The following is a 15,391-nucleotide window of genomic DNA, read 5'->3' on the forward strand; positions in this document are numbered from 1 at the left end:
CGATGCGCCTCACTGCCGGAAGCTGCTCTCGTCTTGGGGCGACCTGGGACGGGCGCGGCACCAATTTTGCGCTGTTCTCAGCCAATGCCCATAAGGTCGAGCTCTGTTTGTTCGACAGTCAGGGCCGCCGAGAACTCGAGCGGATCGAACTTCCGGAGCGTACCGAAGACATCTGGCACGGCTACCTCAACGACGTCTCTCCCGGCCAGCTCTATGGCTATCGTGTGCACGGCCCTTACGATCCCGAAAGCGGCCATCGCTTCAACGCCCACAAGCTCCTGCTCGACCCCTACGCCAAGCGGCTGTTCGGTCGGCTGGTGTGGAGCGACGCCCACTTCGCCTACCGCACCGGCAGCCCCCGCGAGGACCTGTCTTTCGACCGCCGCGACAACGCGCGCGGAATGCCCAAGGCGATGGTGATCGACGAGACTGGCGGCTTTTCCCGTCACGAAAGTCGTCCCGGAATCCCATGGGAAGACACCATCATTTACGAAGCCCATGTGAAGGGACTGACGCAGCAGCGCGAGGATGTCCCGCCGGGATTGCGCGGCACGTTCGGCGGCCTGGCCGCGCCGGCGATGATCGACCATTTCAAACGGCTCGGTGTCACCGCAATTGAACTTCTCCCCATTCATGCGCTTATCGATGACCGCTCGCTGGTCGAGAAGAAGCTGGTGAACTACTGGGGATACAATACGATTTCGTTCTTCGCCCCGGAGCCGCGCTATGCGGCGGACAACCCGCTCGACGCGTTCCGCACCACCGTGGCGCGGCTGCACGATGCCGGGATCGAGGTGCTTCTCGACGTCGTCTATAACCACACCGCCGAGGGCAACCACCTCGGACCGACACTGTCCTTCCGCGGCATCGACAATGCCTCGTACTATTGGCTGTCGCGCGACAATCCGCGCTACTACGACGACTTCACCGGCTGTGGCAGTTCTGTGAACCTGCAGCACCCGCGCGTGCTGCAGATGGTGATGGACAGCCTGCGCTACTGGGTCGAAGTCTGCCACGTCGACGGCTTTCGCTTCGATCTCGCCACCACGATGGCGCGCGGCCCGAACGGCTTCGAACGCAATTCCGGTTTCTTCACCGCGATCCGTCAGGACCCGGTGCTGGCGTCGGTCAAGCTCATCGCCGAGCCGTGGGACCTCGGCATGGGCGGCTATCAGGTCGGCGCGTTTCCCTCACAATGGTCGGAGTGGAACGATCGCTATCGCAGCGCGATGCGCCGTTACTGGAGCGGCGAAGGCAGCCTGATCGGCGAAGTGTCGCGGCGGATGACGGGATCGTCCGACATCTTCAACCACGACAGCCGGATGCCACGCGCCAGCATCAACCACGTCACCGTGCACGACGGCTTCACCCTCGCGGATCTGTTCAGCTACAACGAGAAGCACAATCTCGCCAACGGCGAGGACAACCGCGACGGCTCGAACGACAACCACAGCAATAACTGCGGTCATGAAGGCCCGACCGACGATGCGGACATCGTCGCGCTGCGCCGGCAACTCCGGAGGAATCAGGTCGCCTGCCTCTTCCTCGCTCAAGGTGTGCCGCTGCTGCTCGCCGGCGACGAAGTCGGCAATTCGCAGAAAGGGAATAACAACGCTTACTGTCAGGACAACGAGATCGGCTGGGTCGATTGGAGCGGGCTGAATAGCGAAGGCGACGACATGGTCGATTTCATCGGCCTAATGACCGAGCTGCGGGCCCGCTTCCCGCAACTACGCTCGCGGCGCTGGCTCGACGGACGACGCGATGACGGCAGTTACGGCGTGGTGTGGCTGACCCCATCCGCCGCGGAAATGACCGACCAGGATTGGGCATTTCCGGACGGGCGCTTTCTGGCCTACGTGCTCAGCCCGACGCAGCCAGGAACAAGTGCGATCTTCATCGTTTTAAACTCCGGCAGCGAAACAATCCCATTTTTGCTGCCGAAGCTGCCCGAGTATCAGAACTGGCATCAGCTGTTCGACACCACGAAGGACACCGTCCAGGTGGCTCCGCTCGAATCGGGCAGCGCGTCGTCCGCACCACCTCGATCCGTCATGGCGTTTTCTGGAGCCCCTGCATGAACAGCCGAAGCCACGGCCCTCGCCTCACTGCGAATGGAGTCGAATTTCGGTTGTGGGCCCCGCAGGCCAAACGCGTCGACGTCGTGCTCGACCGCGCTTACCCGATGCAGCAGGACAAGGGCGGCTGGTTCACAGTCGAGATTGACGGCGTCCGTGGCGGCGCTCGCTATCGCTTCCGCATCGACGACAGCAACGAGGTGCCCGATCCCGCTTCGGCGTTCCAGCCCGAGGACATTACGGGCCCGAGCGAGGTGATCGATCACTCGACCTATCCTTGGCGCGCTGCCGATTGGCGCGGGCGGCCGTGGGAAGAGACCGTCGTGCTCGAGGCACATGTCGGCACCTTCACGCCGCAGGGCCGCTACCGCGCTATTATCGACAAGCTCGACGATCTGGTTGCAACCGGTATCACCGCGCTGGAGCTGATGCCCCTCGCCGATTTTCCCGGCAAGCGCAACTGGGGCTATGACGGCGTGCTGTGGTACGCGCCCGACAGCGTCTACGGCCGCCCCGAAGACCTCAAGGCGCTGATCGACGCCGCGCACGAGCGCGGGCTGATGGTGTTTCTCGACGTCGTCTACAATCACTTCGGCCCCGAGGGCAATTACATCGGCCAATATGCGCCGACGTTCTTCTCGGACTCGCACACGCCCTGGGGCAACGCGATCAACTACGATGTCGAGCAGGTCCGCGCCTTCACGATTGAAAATGCGGCGTACTGGCTGCGCGAATATCGCTTCGACGGCCTGCGGCTCGACGCCGTCCACGCCATTCCCGACCAGGGCGAAATCCCGATGCTGTACGAGCTCAGCCGGGAGGTCGGCAAACTCGCGGCGGAGACCGGGCGGCATCTGCATCTCGTGCTGGAGAATGACGACAACATCGCCGCCCAGCTCGATCCGACGATCGATCCCCACCGCGGCCAGTATCGCGCGCAGTGGAACGACGACTATCATCACGCCTGGCACGTCGCGCTGACCGGCGAGACACGGGGCTACTACTCCGACTACGCCAAAGGGCCGCTGCAGCATGTCGCCCGCTCGCTCGGCTCGGGATTCGTCTATCAGGGCGAGCCATCGGAGCATCGCGGCGGCGAACCGCGCGGCGAGCCCAGCGGCGAGCTGCCGCCGCTCGCTTTCGTCAACTTCCTGCAAAATCACGATCAGATCGGCAACCGTGCGCTGGGCGATCGGCTGGAAAGCCTCGCCCGCCCCGAAGCCGTCGAATCCGCACTGGCGATCACGCTGCTCGCGCCGACCGTGCCGATGCTGTTCATGGGCGAGGAATGGGGGTCGCAGGCGCCCTTCCCGTTCTTCTGCGACTTCCATGGCGACCTCGCCGAAGCCGTGCGACAGGGCCGCCGCCGCGAATTCGCCGGGGCCTACGAAAAGTATGGCGACGACGTTCCCGATCCGCTCGATGAGTCGACGTTCAAGAGCGCGGTGCTGAACTGGAGCGAGCGCAACGAGGGAGCTTTCGCGCAGCGGCTGGCGCTGGTGAAGCATCTTCTTGCGGTTCGCCACGAGACGCTGGTGCGCCGCCTGCGCGGGGCCAAATTCGGCGACGCTGAGGCGACCGAGCAGGGCCTGCTGACCGCCGACTGGCGGCTCGGCGACGGCGCCACGCTCCGGCTTGCTGCCAATCTCTCGGACCAGCCCCTCGAGGCGAAACACCCAGTTGGAACCAAAGTGTGGGGCGACGATTGGGACGGGACCATTCCGCCGTGGGCGGTTTCCTGGCGCCTCGAAGAGACCTGATGTCCCCCCAAATCCCGACCGCAACCTACCGCATTCAGCTCACCGCCGACTTCGGCTTCGACGACGCGGCGGCGATCGTCCCCTATCTCAAGGCGCTTGGTATCTCGCATCTCTACGCGTCGCCTTTTACCAAGGCCCGCAAGGGGTCGAGCCACGGCTACGACATCGTCGACCATACCAAGCTGAATCCCGAGCTCGGCGGCGAGGAAGGCTTTGCGCGGCTTTCGGCGGCGCTGAAGCAGAACGACGTCGGGCTGATCCTCGATTTCGTGCCGAACCATGTGGGTGTGCATTTCGCCGACAATCCGTGGTGGCTCGACGTGCTGGAATGGGGGCCCGCATCGCCGCATGCTGCCTCGTTCGACATCGATTGGGAGGTTCTGCCGTTCCGGAGCCGCGGCGGCGTGCTGCTGCCGATCATCGGTTCATCGTACGGAAAGGCGCTCGAAGCCGGCGAGATCGAGCTGCGCTACGATGCCGACGAAGGCAGCTTCTCGGCCTGGTACTTCGAACACCGCCTGCCGATCGCACCACAGCGCTACGGCGATATCCTGCGGGCGGTCGTGCGCGAAGCCGATGCGGCCGAGCAGCCGGCCGGCAAAGCGTTGCTCGACCTGGCGACGCGCTATCGCGGCGTCAGCCATCCCGACCGGAAAGAGGCGCCCGCCTTCAAGGCAGCGCTCAAGGCGGTCGACGGGAGCGCGGCGCTGATCGAGAAAGGCCTCGATGCGTATCGAGCCGGCGAAGGCCGCTCGACGCAGATCCAGGCATTGCACAATCTGCTCGAGCGCCAGCACTATCGGCTCGGGCATTGGCAGCTCGCCACCAGCGAGATCAATTATCGCCGGTTCTTCGACGTCAACACGCTGGCTGGTCTGCGCGTCGAGGACGCCGGCACGTTCGAGGCGATCCATAAGCTGGTCAAACGCCTGGTGGCCGATGGACAGTTGCAGGGTCTCCGGCTCGATCATATCGACGGTCTGCGCGATCCCGCGCAATATTTCCAACGGCTGCGCAAGCTGACGCGCGATGCGCGCGGCCCTGCCGCCGCGCCGCTCTACATGGTCATCGAGAAGATCCTCGGCGAAGGCGAGAAGCTGCAGCGCTTCGCCGGCGTTCACGGCACCACCGGCTACGAGTGGTTGAACGTCATCACCCAGGTGCTGGTCGATGGCGCCGGCCTTGCGCCGCTCGACGAGATCTGGCGTCAGATCAGCAACACTTCGCCGGATTTCGATCCCGTGCTGATGCGCGCCAAGCGCCGCGTGCTCGAAACGCTGCTGCTCAGCGAGTTCACCGTGCTGACGCGCGTGCTGTCGCGGATCGCAGGTGGCCACTACTCGACTCGCGACTTCTCGGCCGACAATCTGCGGCAGGTGTTCGAGCTCTACGTTTTGCATTTCCCGGTCTATCGCACCTACATCACCGGCAACGGCCCGACCGAACCGGATCGCGCGCTGATCGACCGCACCATCGAAAAAGCCCGCGCCGATTGGTACGGCGCAGACGATGGCATCTTCGACTTCCTGCGCGACGCGTTGACGATGGACCTGTTGAAGCCCGGCCGCGGCGCGCACAGCAAGCCGCGGGTGCGCCGTTTCGCCCTCAAGGTTCAGCAGTTCACCGGACCGACGATGGCGAAGTCGCTGGAGGACACAGCGTTCTATCGCTACCACCGCCTGCTGGCCCTCAATGAGGTCGGCGGCGAGCCCGCCGCGCATGCGCTCACTCCGGGTGACTTCCACGCGCTGATGACCGAGCGCGCCAAGGACTGGCCGCACGGCATGACGGCGACCATGACGCACGACGCCAAGCGCGGCGAGGATGCCCGCACGCGGATCCTGGCGCTCGCCGAAATGCCCGGCGAATGGGCCGCCACCGTGTCGAAATGGAAGGTGATGAACGCGCCGCATCTGGTGACCGCGGATGGTCTGCGCGCCCCCTCCGCGACGTTCGAATACATGCTGTATCAGGCCCTGCTCGGCGCCTGGCCGCTCGACGACGATCCGGATTTCCCGGCGCGGATGCAGGCTTTTGCTCTCAAGGCCGCCCGCGAAGGCAAGGAAGACACCAACTGGATCAATCCTCATGCGGCCTATGAGGATGGCATCAAGACCTTCATCGAACGCATTCTTGATCCAGCCCAGTCCGGACCGTTCCTGGACTCCGTGAAGGCCTTGTCGCAGCGGCTCTCGGTGATGGGCGCCTTGAATTCGCTGAGCCAGATCACGCTGAAGGCGATGATGCCGGGCGTGCCGGATTTCTATCAGGGCACCGAGTTCTGGGACTTCTCGCTGGTCGATCCCGACAACCGCCGCCCCATCGATTTCTCGGCGCGCAGCAAAGCCCTGGAGGCACTATCCAAGCCGGATTGGAGCGCGCTGACGGCGCAGTGGCAGCAGGGTGGCCTCAAGCTGGCGTGGACGCACCAGTTGTTGAAGCTGCGCTCCGATCTGCCGGACGTGTTCACCGATGGCGACTATCGTCCGCTGACGATCACCGGCCCCCACGCCGACCACGTGATCGCGTTCGCCCGCACACATGGCGCCGACGCCGTCATTGTCGCGGTCGGCAAGAACTTCGCGCCGCTGTCGGATCAGGGCCGGCAATGGCCGCGCGGCGACGCGTGGGATGCGACCATCGAGACCGAGGGGCTGAGCCTCGAGGGCGGCTCCGGCGCGCAAGGACTGCCGCTCCGCGAGCTGTTCCAGGACCTGCCGGTAGCGGTGCGGCACGTGCGCGTGGCGGATGGTCGCCCGACCCGCCGGAAGGCCTGACATGATGGGCTGAACCCGGGAGGGTCCGGCCCATCATCTCCTCTTATTTCTTCTTTTCGAGCAGCAGATGGCCGCGGTCCTTGATGGCTCGCTGCGCCACGTCGGCAAACTTCTGCAGCAGCCACGGCAGTCGCACTTCGACGACGACGTGATCGTCCGCCACGTCGACCTGACCGGCCGCAACCTGGCCAAGCGCCCGCACCCGAAACATCATGCGGTCGCCTTCCCAATGCTCGTGATCCACCTTCAGAACCGGCACTTTCACGGCCGCCTGACTGAGCCCGGCACGCAGCCGGCGGCTCGCTTCCTCGCGGCCGAGGCGATGGGGGATCGATACGACAAGCGGGGCTGACATCGCGGCTTCCTTCCGTCCGGCATAACTAATCATTGGTCATGTAGGGGCCGCCTACCGAAATAACAGGGCGGAAGAGATCCTCGCGGGTTCAATTGCAGGAACCTTCCCTCCTGCAGCGTGTTTCTGCTGCAACAGGCGGAGCACTCGGGCGGTCCGTCGCGACAAGGAGAGCGACATGTCTATCGGCACAATCATCCTGATCATTCTGATCATTGCCTTGCTGGGCGGCTTCAGCGGCATCGGCGGCGGCCCGTTCTACGGTACCGGTTATTACGGCGGCGGTGGTCTCGGCTTGGTCATCATCATCCTGGTGATCCTCCTGCTGCTCGGCAAGATCTAAGCCAGCATCTGCGAATCTCAGGCCCCGCTGGAGGCGAGCGATCTGATCGCCGGCTTCAGCGGGGTTACGGCCTTGTCGTAGTCGGCCCAGGCCTTGGTCTTGCGCAGCAAGGCCGGCACGGTTTCGACGGTGTAGCGTTTCGGGTCCAGCCCCGATTTGACCTGCGCCCATGTGAGCGGCATCGACACCGGGGCGCCTTCGCGGGCGCGCGGTGACAGCGGCGCCACCGCCGTCGACATCCGGTCGTTGCGCAAGTAATCGAGAAAGATCCGTCCCTCGCGCTGCTTCTTCGACATGTTGAGCAGATAGCGTTCCGGACTATCTTCGGCCATCTGCGCGCACACCGTTTGCGCGAAGGTCTTGGCCTGCTTCCAGTCGACGTCGTCTTTCGGAGAGAGCGGCACCACCACGTGCAGTCCCTTGCCGCCGGTGCTCTTGCAGAACGTCGCCAGCCCCAAAGCTTCGAGTCGCTGCTTCATCTCGCGCGCAGCGCCGATCACCTCGTCGAATCCGACCTCCGGCGCCGGGTCGAGATCGAACACCAGCCGGCCGGGTACGTCGTAGCGATCCGGCGCACAATTCCACGGATGCAGTTCGAGCCCGCCGATCTGCGCCACCGCAATCAATCCCTCGACGCGGTCGATCTGCACATAAGGCTTGCGATCGCCGGAGACCTTCGCCAAGTCGATCAGGTTCGACATCCCAGGCATCGCATGGCGCTGAAAGAAGTGCTCGCCGTTGATCCCGTCAGGCGCCCGTACGATCGAACATGGCCTGCCCTTGATGTGGCCGATCAGCCAGTCGCCGACGGCCTCGTAGTAGGCCGCGAGATCCGCCTTTGACACGGCATCGCTGATCTTGCTGGCCGGCCACAGCTCCTTGTCCGGCTTGGAGATCACCACGCCCATCACCTCGGCGCGGCCAGCGGACCCAGCACGCTTGGCAGCCGCGGGCGCCGGCTTACGCTTCGGCGCTGCTTTGCCCGCCTTCGCGGATTTCCCTTTCGGCTTCGGCTCGGCGATCTCGACCCGAGCGGGCACCTCGGCCTCCACTTCCGCGGCCGGCTTGTCGGCCCGCAGGCCCTTGAACGCGGCCTGCCGCACCATGCCGCCGCCGGTGAAGCCGGCAAACTCGATTTCGGCGACAAGCTCCGGCGCCACCCAATGGACGTCGCGCGTCTTGCGCGGCGCGTTCTTCCCGGTGAAGGGATTGTCCTTGGTCTCCCGCGCTTTCAACTCGGGCAGGATGCGCTTGACGACGTCCTGCCCGTAGCCGGTGCCGACGATGCCGACGTAAGCGAGTTGTCCCTCGCGATGCACGCCGACCATCAGCGAGCGGAATTTCCCCGCGGTGGTCTTCCAACCGCCGATCACCACCTCATGCCCGGCCCGGCACTTCGCTTTGGTCCAGCTCTCGCTACGGCCGGAGCGATACGGCGCGTCGAGCTTTTTCGAGACGATGCCTTCGAGCGACAGCTTGCAGGCAGATTGCAGGATCGCATCCCCGCCTGTCTCGAAATGATCGACGTAGCGGATCAATCCTTCTTTGCGCCGGCCACGCGCCGCCTTGAGCAGCGCCGCCAGCCGCTCCTTGCGTTCGCTGAGTGGCAGGGCGCGCAAATCCTCGCCCTCGGCATAGAGCAGATCGAAGGCGAAACAGATCAAATTGCTGGTGTCGCCATCGGACAGCGCGGCCTGCAGCGCCGCGAAGTCGGGATGGCCATGATGATCGAGCGCGACGATCTCGGTATCGATGATGGCGTCCGGAAAGTCGGCCGCTTCGTCCGCGATGGCTTGAAACTTCCCGGTCCAGTCCAGACCCTTGCGCGTCATCAGCGCGGCCTTGCCGTCAGCGACGCGCAGCTGCATTCGGTAGCCGTCGAACTTGATTTCGTGTGCCCACCCTTCGCTGCCCGGCGGCCGATCGACCGAGACGCATAGCTGGGGCGGGATGAAATCCGGCATTGCGGCGCGCTTGGCGCTGGTGTGCTTGCCTGCTGGCTTGGCGGCCTTTTTCGGCGTCGGCCGCTTGGCTTTGGACTGACCCTCGCTATTCGCGGCACGCGCGTCGGCGGCCAATCCTTTGTTCGAATCCCAGACCGCATCGGCCTTCACCCGCGCGTCCTTGCCGGTCATGAACGGCTTCGGCGCGCGTCCCTTGCCGTCCGCGATCTGCGCCATGGCGCGGCCGGACGCGACCGAGCGATCCTCGTCCAGCACGCTTTCGCCCTCGCCCTCGCGTGCATACTCGTCGCGGTGCTTGATCAGCAACCAGTTGGTCCGCTTGCCGCCGTTACGGTCATGGCGCATCCGCACCAGCACCCAGCTGCCGTGCAGTTTCTCGCCGTTCAGCGTGAACTTCAGATCGCCCTTCTTGAAGCCGCGGTCGGGATCGTCGCTCTCCCAGTAGCCACGATCCCACAGCAGCACCGTGCCGCCGCCATATTGCCCTTCCGGGATCGTCCCTTCGAAATCCCCGTAGTCGAGTGGATGGTCTTCGACCTCGACGGCGAGCCGCTTATCGTGCGGATCGAGCGACGGCCCCTTGGTGACGGCCCACGACTTGAACACGCCGTCGTATTCCAGCCGGAGATCGTAGTGCAGCCGGGTGGCGTCGTGCTTCTGAATGACGAAGCGGCGCCGCTGCGAGGGCGCGACCGCAACGTCGCCCGACGGCTCGGCCGTTTGTTCGAAGTCGCGCTTCTTGCGATACAGCGCGAGGTTCTTGTGGGGCGCCATGATGATCTCCCGATGGGATGCGACTGACCGATGCGGAACCAAAACAGAAGCGTCCGGTTGAAGTTCCCGACCGCTTCTAACTGTTCACGCCCGCATCGCATTCCCACCTCGGAGAGCATCATGGCCCCGCGCCGCGCCTACTGGAAGGGCTCGCTCAAACTGTCCCTCGTCACCTGCCCGGTCGCGCTCTATCCGGCCTCGACCAGCGTCGAGAAGACCCGCTTCCACATGATCAACACCGAGACCGGCAATCGCCTCAAACAGCAGATGATCGACGAAGACACCGGCGAGGTGGTCGAGAAAGATCAAAAGCGTCGCGGCTACGAAGTGCGCAAGGGCAAGTACGTCGAGATCGAGAAGGAAGAACTCGAGGCGGTCCAGATCGAGAGCAGCCACACCATCGAAATCGACAGCTTCGTGCCCGCCGACGAGATCGACAAGCGCTACCTCAATCATCCCTATTACATCGTGCCGGAAGGCAAAGCGGCGATCGATGCGTTCGCGGTGATCCGCGATGCGATGAAGGACAAAGGCCGAGTGGCGCTGGCGCGCATCGTGCTAACCAATCGCGAACACGTGCTGGCGATCGAGCCGCTCGGCAAGGGCCTGCTCGCCACCACGCTGCGCTACCCCTACGAACTGCGCGACGCCGACGAATATTTCGACGACATCAAGAGCCCGAAGATCTCGAAGGACATGGTCGAACTCGCCGGCCATATCCTCGATACCAAGGCGGCGCATTTCGATCCGTCGAAATTCAAGGACGAGTACGAGACGGCGCTGAAGGCCCTGGTGAAGCGCAAGGCCGCCGGCAAGTCGATCAAGCCCCCCGAACCCGAGGAGACGTCCGACAACGTGGTCGATCTGATGGACGCGTTGCGCCAGAGCCTGGGTGGCAAAAAGAGCGGCAAGCCTGCCGCGCGACGCGCGTCACCGCGTGGCGGTCGCGCCGCCAAGAAAGCTCACCGCTCAGCGGCGCGGTCTCGCAAAGCGAGCTGACAGCAGCCGCGTTCGAGAAGCGCTGACGGTTTACGGCTCACGGCCACTTCTCTTCACGGTCTCACACACCTTCCCCTCCACGAGTCATTCCGTGTCGCGAGCACAGCTCGCGAACCCGGAATCTCGGCTCCGAGCACAGCATTCCCGAACAGTCGCCAACAGAACCAGGCCTCTTCAATCGTGCAGGCGGCGGCGAGATTCCGAGTTCGCCGCTTCGCGGAGCCCCGAAATGACGTGGGGAGAGATATTCTACGACTTCTTTTTCGAAGCCTTCTTGGCCGACTTCTTGGCAGACTTGCGACCAGCAGATTTTCGGGCGGACGCGCTCTTGCTCGGCGACTTCTTGGACGATGAGTTCGTGCTTCGCTTCGCCGGGCTCTTGGTAGCCTTCTTGGTCGTCTTGGCCTTTTTGGTCGCGGTCTTGGCGGTCTTCTTCGCCACGCCCTTGGCGCTCTTCTTGGTGGCCTTCTTGCCCGAGCTCTTCGCCGACTTCTTGCTCGGCACCTTCTTGCCTTCGGCGCGGGCTTCGGACAGGCCGATCGCGATCGCCTGCTTGCGGCTCTTCACCGTCTTGCCGGAGCGCCCGCTTTTGAGCGTGCCGGCGTTTTTCTTCTTCACGGCGCTCTCGACATCGTCGGACGCGGCCTTCGAGTATTTCCGGGCCATACAAGCCTCCCTTGCTAGTAAGTTGGCCTAATTGTTCCGGCTGATAATAAGTTCCAGAACGCTGAGGCGTGTACACGCCGAAGCCGTCGTCCACAGCCGCTCTGGAAATGCAAACTCGTCCGCGCGCTGATTCAATCGATGTTTGTCGCCGGCGATGGGCCTTCATCCTTCGCCGGCATCTTCTCGATGACGAACGCGATCACCGCGTCGTTGCGCGCGGTGCTTTCCAGGCGATCGCCCGTCTGTTGAATCAGCACGGGGATATCGACCAGAGACATCGGATCGGTGCAGCGCACTTCGAGCCGAGCGCCGACGTCGAGCTGAGCCAACGCCTTGCGCGTTTTCAGCGCCGGCAGCGGGCATTTCAATCCGGTGAGATCAAGCACGATCATGGTCATCGCCGGCGACGATGGCCAAGCCGCGCGACCGCGTCAATTGCCTTGCTGTTCGTCTTATTGCGGAGATGTGCCGTCGCAGGCTATGAGGCGGCCGTGCGAAAACTAGCTGAGAGAAGACCATGCCCGACCCCCTCGCCACCTCCGCTGTGATCCTCGCCGGCGGCTTGTCGCGTCGCATGGGCGGCGGCGACAAGGCCTTGCGCGACGTCGCGAGACGCAGCCTGCTGGCGCGCGTGATCGAGCGTCTGGCTCCGCAATGCGAGAGGTTAGTTGTCAACGCCAACGGCGATCCCACACGGTTTGCAGCGTACCGCCTGCCAGTGGTGAGCGATCCGGTCGCTGATTTCCCCGGGCCGCTCGCGGGCGTCCTCGCCGGTTTCGACTGGCTCGATGCACATCATCCAGACGCGCAGTGGATGCTCAGCGCGCCGGCGGATTGTCCGTTTCTGCCGCACGATCTGGTCGCGCGGCTGCATCAGGCGCGGATCGATCAGCAGGCGCAGATCGCAATCGCCGCATCGGCCGACCACACGCATCCGGTGATCGCGTTGTGGCCGCTCGACATGCGCAGCGATCTGCGGCGCGCGCTGCTGGCCGACGATGTCCGCAAAGTCGATCGCTTCACCGCCCGCTATGCGCGCGCGGTGGTGGAATGGCCGACCGATCCGTTCGACCCCTTCCTGAACGTCAACTCCCCGGACGACCTCGCCGAGGCGGAGCGGATCGTCGCAAAGGGCTGATCAGTAGCGCGAGTTGATGCTCGGAACACTGTCTCCGCGTCTGCGTTGGAATGTCGCAGATTCCATTCTCCGGGAGACAAGCATGAAGCGCATCGCTCTGTGTGCCGCGATCCTCGCGGTGGCGTTCACGTCGGCGGCCGAAGCCAAGGGCTGCATCAAGGGCGCCATCGTCGGGGGCATTGCGGGCCATTTCGCCGGCCACGGCAAACTCGGCGCCGCGGCAGGCTGTGTGATCGGCCACCACGAAGCAAACAAGGCAGACAAGAAGGCTCAGCCGCAGAACGGACAGAACTAACTGCCGGCATGAGCCCGCTGTCCGCGAGCATCGCGAAGCAATCGAAGCCCCAAATCCGGGCTCGATTGCTTCGCTGATTCCGCCATAGTGCCGGCTCGGCGCGCTGCTACGGCGTCAGCACCGCGCGCCCGATCAGCTTGCCCTTCTGCAGGTCAATTAACGCCTGGTTGGCATTCGGCAACGGCATCGGTGTAACGGGGATCGGCGCAATCTTCTTGGCACGGACGAGGTCGAGCAACTCCTGCGTCTCGGCGAGATTGCCGACGTAGCTGCCCTGGATGGTGATCGCCTTCATCGGAATGAACGGCAGAGCCCACGGCGCGCCGCCGCCGAACAGACCGACAATCACCAGCTTGCCGCCCTTCGTGAGACAATCAAAGCCAAGCTGCGCGGTCTGCGCATTGCCTACCAGATCGAGCGCGCCACGGATCGGCATGCCGGCCTTGGCCATGATCTGCTCCAGCGCGTCGGGCGCTGCGCCGTCGACCGAGGCGAGCGCGCCGGCTTTCTCGGCCGCCTCACGCTTGGAGGCGTCGATATCCACCATGATGGCGCCCTTGCCGCCCATCGCCTTGAGCAGCGACAGCGCCATCAGCCCCAGGCCGCCGGCGCCGAAGATCACGATGGGCTCGTCGAGGCAGAAATCGAGCTTCTTCAGCGCACTGTAAGTCGTGATGCCCGAGCACGCATAGGGCGCCGCCGTGACCGGATCGAGGCCTTCGAGGCTGAGCAGATAGCGCGGATGCGGAACGATCAGTTCGTCCGAGTAGCCGCCGTCGCAATACACGCCGAGAAATCGCGGCTTGAGGCACATGTTCTCGTCGCCGGCCTTGCACACCGCGCATTGGCCGCAGCCGATCCACGGATAGACCAGCGCAACGTCGCCGATGTTCGCGTCCTTGGCGTCGGGTCCCGCCGCAACAATCTCGCCAACCGTTTCGTGGCCCATCGTCAGCGGCAGAGCGACGCCGCGATCCTGAAGCGACAGCCGTTTGCGGCCGTGGCCGAGTTCGTAGCCGCCTTCCCAGATGTGCAGATCGCTGTGGCAGACGCCGGCGGCCTTGACGCGGACCAGCACCTGCGTGCCGGTCAATTCCGGCGTCGGCCGGTTGTCTTCGCTGAGCGGCTGACCGAAACCGGTGACACGGAAGCTCTTCATGGCGTGTTCTCCCTATTATTGTTGCGGCCGAATATGTCACGACGCCGCAGGGCCGTCGACCCGCGCCGCGCGTTGCTTATGCTGCCGAGCGAAATTCACCGGCAGTTTGCTGCACAAGCTCAGCCACCGTCACGACGCCGCCGACGCCCGACGCCGAATGGCCCGCGCTCCAGATATCGCGCCAGCGCTTCGGCCGCTGCTCGCGCGCGCCGACATCGATGTCCTTTCCGATGTCGATCGCGCCGCGCTCCGGCAGATCGTTTGGATCGAGCCCCGCCGCGACGATCGAAGGCCGCAGCATGTTGGTCTGCAACCCGGTGAACGCCTTGGTGAGCAGAATGTCGTCGGCCGAGGAGTCGACCAGCATCGCCTTGTAGCGCGGATCGGCGAGACTCTCCTGCGTGGCGATGAATTTGGTACCCATGTAGCCGAGATCGCAGCCGAGCGCCGTGGCGGCACGCAGCGCGACGCCGTCACTGATTCCGCCGGCAAGCACGATGACGCCGTCGTAGAATTTGCGCACCGCGCGAACGAAGGCGAACGGATTGAGCCAACCGGTCTGCCCGCCCGCGCCTGCCGTCAGCAGCACGAGGCCATCCGCGCCCGCTTCAGCCGCACGCTCCGCATGACGAATACTCGCGACGTCGGCCAACACCATCGCGCCGGCGTCATGCAGCGGCTTGATAACCGGCTCGGGCGAGCCGACGCTGGTGATGACGATCTCTGGCTTGTGCGCGAGCAGCACGGCCAGGTCGTCGGCGAGCCGCGCGTTGGAGCGATGCACGATGAGATTGGGACACCAGGGAGCCGCGCGCTTCCCCGCTTTGTCCGCATGCGCCTGCGCGCTCTGTTCGATCGTGCCGATCCAACTATCCAATTGTTCCGTACTGCGGCAATTCACCGTCGGAAACGAGCCGATCACGCCGTGTGCGCACGCGGCAGCGACCAGATCGACGCCAGATACCAGGAACATCGGTGCCGCGATCAGCGGCAACTCGAGCCGGTCGCGGAATTTGCTGAGACGATCGGCTGCAGCCAAGGTCGTTCCTCCAATATCATCTTTGGTGTTTCGCCGCGTGACCGGCG

At 64.3% G+C, this 15,391-nt stretch carries 13 protein-coding genes; 7 read left to right on the top strand and 6 right to left on the bottom strand.

Annotated features, from left to right (window positions below):
• Window positions 1-2 precede the first annotated feature (2 nt).
• The 3 genes from glgX to treY are packed head-to-tail and all read left to right on the top strand — an operon-like array spanning window position 3 to window position 6,615.
• Window positions 3-2,081 carry a glycogen debranching protein GlgX gene (gene glgX, locus LPW26_RS04040; protein ID WP_238732995.1) on the top strand — a complete coding sequence of 693 codons (2,079 nt, stop codon included), beginning with the start codon at window positions 3-5 and terminating at the stop codon, window positions 2,079-2,081.
• Complete coding sequence (gene treZ, locus LPW26_RS04045) at window positions 2,078-3,838, top strand: malto-oligosyltrehalose trehalohydrolase (protein ID WP_238732996.1); 1,761 nt, start codon at window positions 2,078-2,080, stop codon at window positions 3,836-3,838. Before glgX ends, treZ begins: the two co-directional genes overlap by 4 nt.
• The gene (gene treY, locus LPW26_RS04050; RefSeq protein WP_238732997.1) at window positions 3,838-6,615 is read left to right on the top strand and encodes a malto-oligosyltrehalose synthase; all 2,778 of its coding nucleotides are present in this window, start codon (window positions 3,838-3,840) and stop codon (window positions 6,613-6,615) included. Before treZ ends, treY begins: the two co-directional genes overlap by 1 nt.
• A gap of 43 nt (window positions 6,616-6,658) precedes the next feature.
• On the opposite strand, the gene LPW26_RS04055 is transcribed toward treY, so the two are convergent.
• Window positions 6,659-6,970 carry a polyhydroxyalkanoic acid system family protein gene (locus LPW26_RS04055; protein WP_238732998.1) on the bottom strand — a complete coding sequence of 104 codons (312 nt, stop codon included), beginning with the start codon at window positions 6,968-6,970 and terminating at the stop codon, window positions 6,659-6,661.
• Window positions 6,971-7,145: 175 nt separating this feature from the next.
• Here LPW26_RS04055 and LPW26_RS04060 point away from each other — a divergent pair, with 175 nt between their 5' ends.
• Window positions 7,146-7,310, top strand: coding sequence for a DUF3309 family protein (locus tag LPW26_RS04060; protein ID WP_082364053.1), 165 nt, complete (start codon window positions 7,146-7,148; stop codon window positions 7,308-7,310).
• Between the two features lie 17 nt (window positions 7,311-7,327).
• On the opposite strand, the gene ligD is transcribed toward LPW26_RS04060, so the two are convergent.
• Window positions 7,328-10,048, bottom strand: coding sequence for a DNA ligase D (ligD, locus tag LPW26_RS04065; protein ID WP_238732999.1), 2,721 nt, complete (start codon window positions 10,046-10,048; stop codon window positions 7,328-7,330).
• Between the two features lie 120 nt (window positions 10,049-10,168).
• On the opposite strand from ligD, the gene ku reads away from it, so the two are divergent.
• The gene (gene ku, locus LPW26_RS04070; RefSeq protein WP_238733000.1) at window positions 10,169-11,047 is read left to right on the top strand and encodes a non-homologous end joining protein Ku; all 879 of its coding nucleotides are present in this window, start codon (window positions 10,169-10,171) and stop codon (window positions 11,045-11,047) included.
• Window positions 11,048-11,296: 249 nt separating this feature from the next.
• Here the strand turns inward: ku and LPW26_RS04075 are convergent, their stop codons facing one another.
• Window positions 11,297-11,713 (bottom strand): DUF6496 domain-containing protein, encoded by a 417-nt coding sequence (locus LPW26_RS04075; protein ID WP_238733001.1) that lies wholly within the window; start codon window positions 11,711-11,713, stop codon window positions 11,297-11,299.
• Between the two features lie 131 nt (window positions 11,714-11,844).
• The gene (locus tag LPW26_RS04080) at window positions 11,845-12,111 is read right to left on the bottom strand and encodes a sulfurtransferase TusA family protein (RefSeq protein ID WP_238733002.1); all 267 of its coding nucleotides are present in this window, start codon (window positions 12,109-12,111) and stop codon (window positions 11,845-11,847) included.
• A 119-nt stretch (window positions 12,112-12,230) separates the two neighbouring features.
• Here LPW26_RS04080 and mobA point away from each other — a divergent pair, with 119 nt between their 5' ends.
• Together mobA and LPW26_RS04090 are read left to right on the top strand one after the other, a co-directional pair.
• On the top strand, window positions 12,231-12,851 hold the full coding sequence (mobA, locus tag LPW26_RS04085) for a molybdenum cofactor guanylyltransferase MobA (RefSeq protein ID WP_238733003.1): 621 nt from the start codon (window positions 12,231-12,233) through the stop codon (window positions 12,849-12,851).
• An 82-nt stretch (window positions 12,852-12,933) separates the two neighbouring features.
• Window positions 12,934-13,146 (top strand): hypothetical protein, encoded by a 213-nt coding sequence (locus LPW26_RS04090; RefSeq protein ID WP_238733004.1) that lies wholly within the window; start codon window positions 12,934-12,936, stop codon window positions 13,144-13,146.
• A 106-nt stretch (window positions 13,147-13,252) separates the two neighbouring features.
• Here the strand turns inward: LPW26_RS04090 and LPW26_RS04095 are convergent, their stop codons facing one another.
• Window positions 13,253-14,305, bottom strand: coding sequence for an alcohol dehydrogenase (locus LPW26_RS04095; RefSeq protein WP_238733005.1), 1,053 nt, complete (start codon window positions 14,303-14,305; stop codon window positions 13,253-13,255).
• A gap of 76 nt (window positions 14,306-14,381) precedes the next feature.
• The gene (locus LPW26_RS04100) at window positions 14,382-15,344 is read right to left on the bottom strand and encodes an NAD(P)H-dependent flavin oxidoreductase (RefSeq protein ID WP_238733006.1); all 963 of its coding nucleotides are present in this window, start codon (window positions 15,342-15,344) and stop codon (window positions 14,382-14,384) included.
• Window positions 15,345-15,391: the final 47 nt, after the last annotated feature.

The sequence above is a fragment of the Rhodopseudomonas infernalis genome (genome assembly GCF_022271405.1).
In the GTDB taxonomy this organism is placed as follows: domain Bacteria; phylum Pseudomonadota; class Alphaproteobacteria; order Rhizobiales; family Xanthobacteraceae; genus Rhodopseudomonas; species Rhodopseudomonas infernalis.

Excerpts from the sequence above, each read along its gene's own strand:
- glgX (WP_238732995.1), top strand. The coding sequence starts at position 3 with ATGCGCCTCACTGCCGGAAGCTGCTCTCGTCTTGGGGCGACCTGGGAC.
- treZ (WP_238732996.1), top strand. The coding sequence starts at position 2,078 with ATGAACAGCCGAAGCCACGGCCCTCGCCTCACTGCGAATGGAGTCGAA.
- treY (WP_238732997.1), top strand. The coding sequence starts at position 3,838 with ATGTCCCCCCAAATCCCGACCGCAACCTACCGCATTCAGCTCACCGCC.
- LPW26_RS04055 (WP_238732998.1), bottom strand. The coding sequence starts at position 6,970 with ATGTCAGCCCCGCTTGTCGTATCGATCCCCCATCGCCTCGGCCGCGAG.
- LPW26_RS04060 (WP_082364053.1), top strand. The coding sequence starts at position 7,146 with ATGTCTATCGGCACAATCATCCTGATCATTCTGATCATTGCCTTGCTG.
- ligD (WP_238732999.1), bottom strand. The coding sequence starts at position 10,048 with ATGGCGCCCCACAAGAACCTCGCGCTGTATCGCAAGAAGCGCGACTTC.
- ku (WP_238733000.1), top strand. The coding sequence starts at position 10,169 with ATGGCCCCGCGCCGCGCCTACTGGAAGGGCTCGCTCAAACTGTCCCTC.
- LPW26_RS04075 (WP_238733001.1), bottom strand. The coding sequence starts at position 11,713 with ATGGCCCGGAAATACTCGAAGGCCGCGTCCGACGATGTCGAGAGCGCC.
- LPW26_RS04080 (WP_238733002.1), bottom strand. The coding sequence starts at position 12,111 with ATGACCATGATCGTGCTTGATCTCACCGGATTGAAATGCCCGCTGCCG.
- mobA (WP_238733003.1), top strand. The coding sequence starts at position 12,231 with ATGCCCGACCCCCTCGCCACCTCCGCTGTGATCCTCGCCGGCGGCTTG.
- LPW26_RS04090 (WP_238733004.1), top strand. The coding sequence starts at position 12,934 with ATGAAGCGCATCGCTCTGTGTGCCGCGATCCTCGCGGTGGCGTTCACG.
- LPW26_RS04095 (WP_238733005.1), bottom strand. The coding sequence starts at position 14,305 with ATGAAGAGCTTCCGTGTCACCGGTTTCGGTCAGCCGCTCAGCGAAGAC.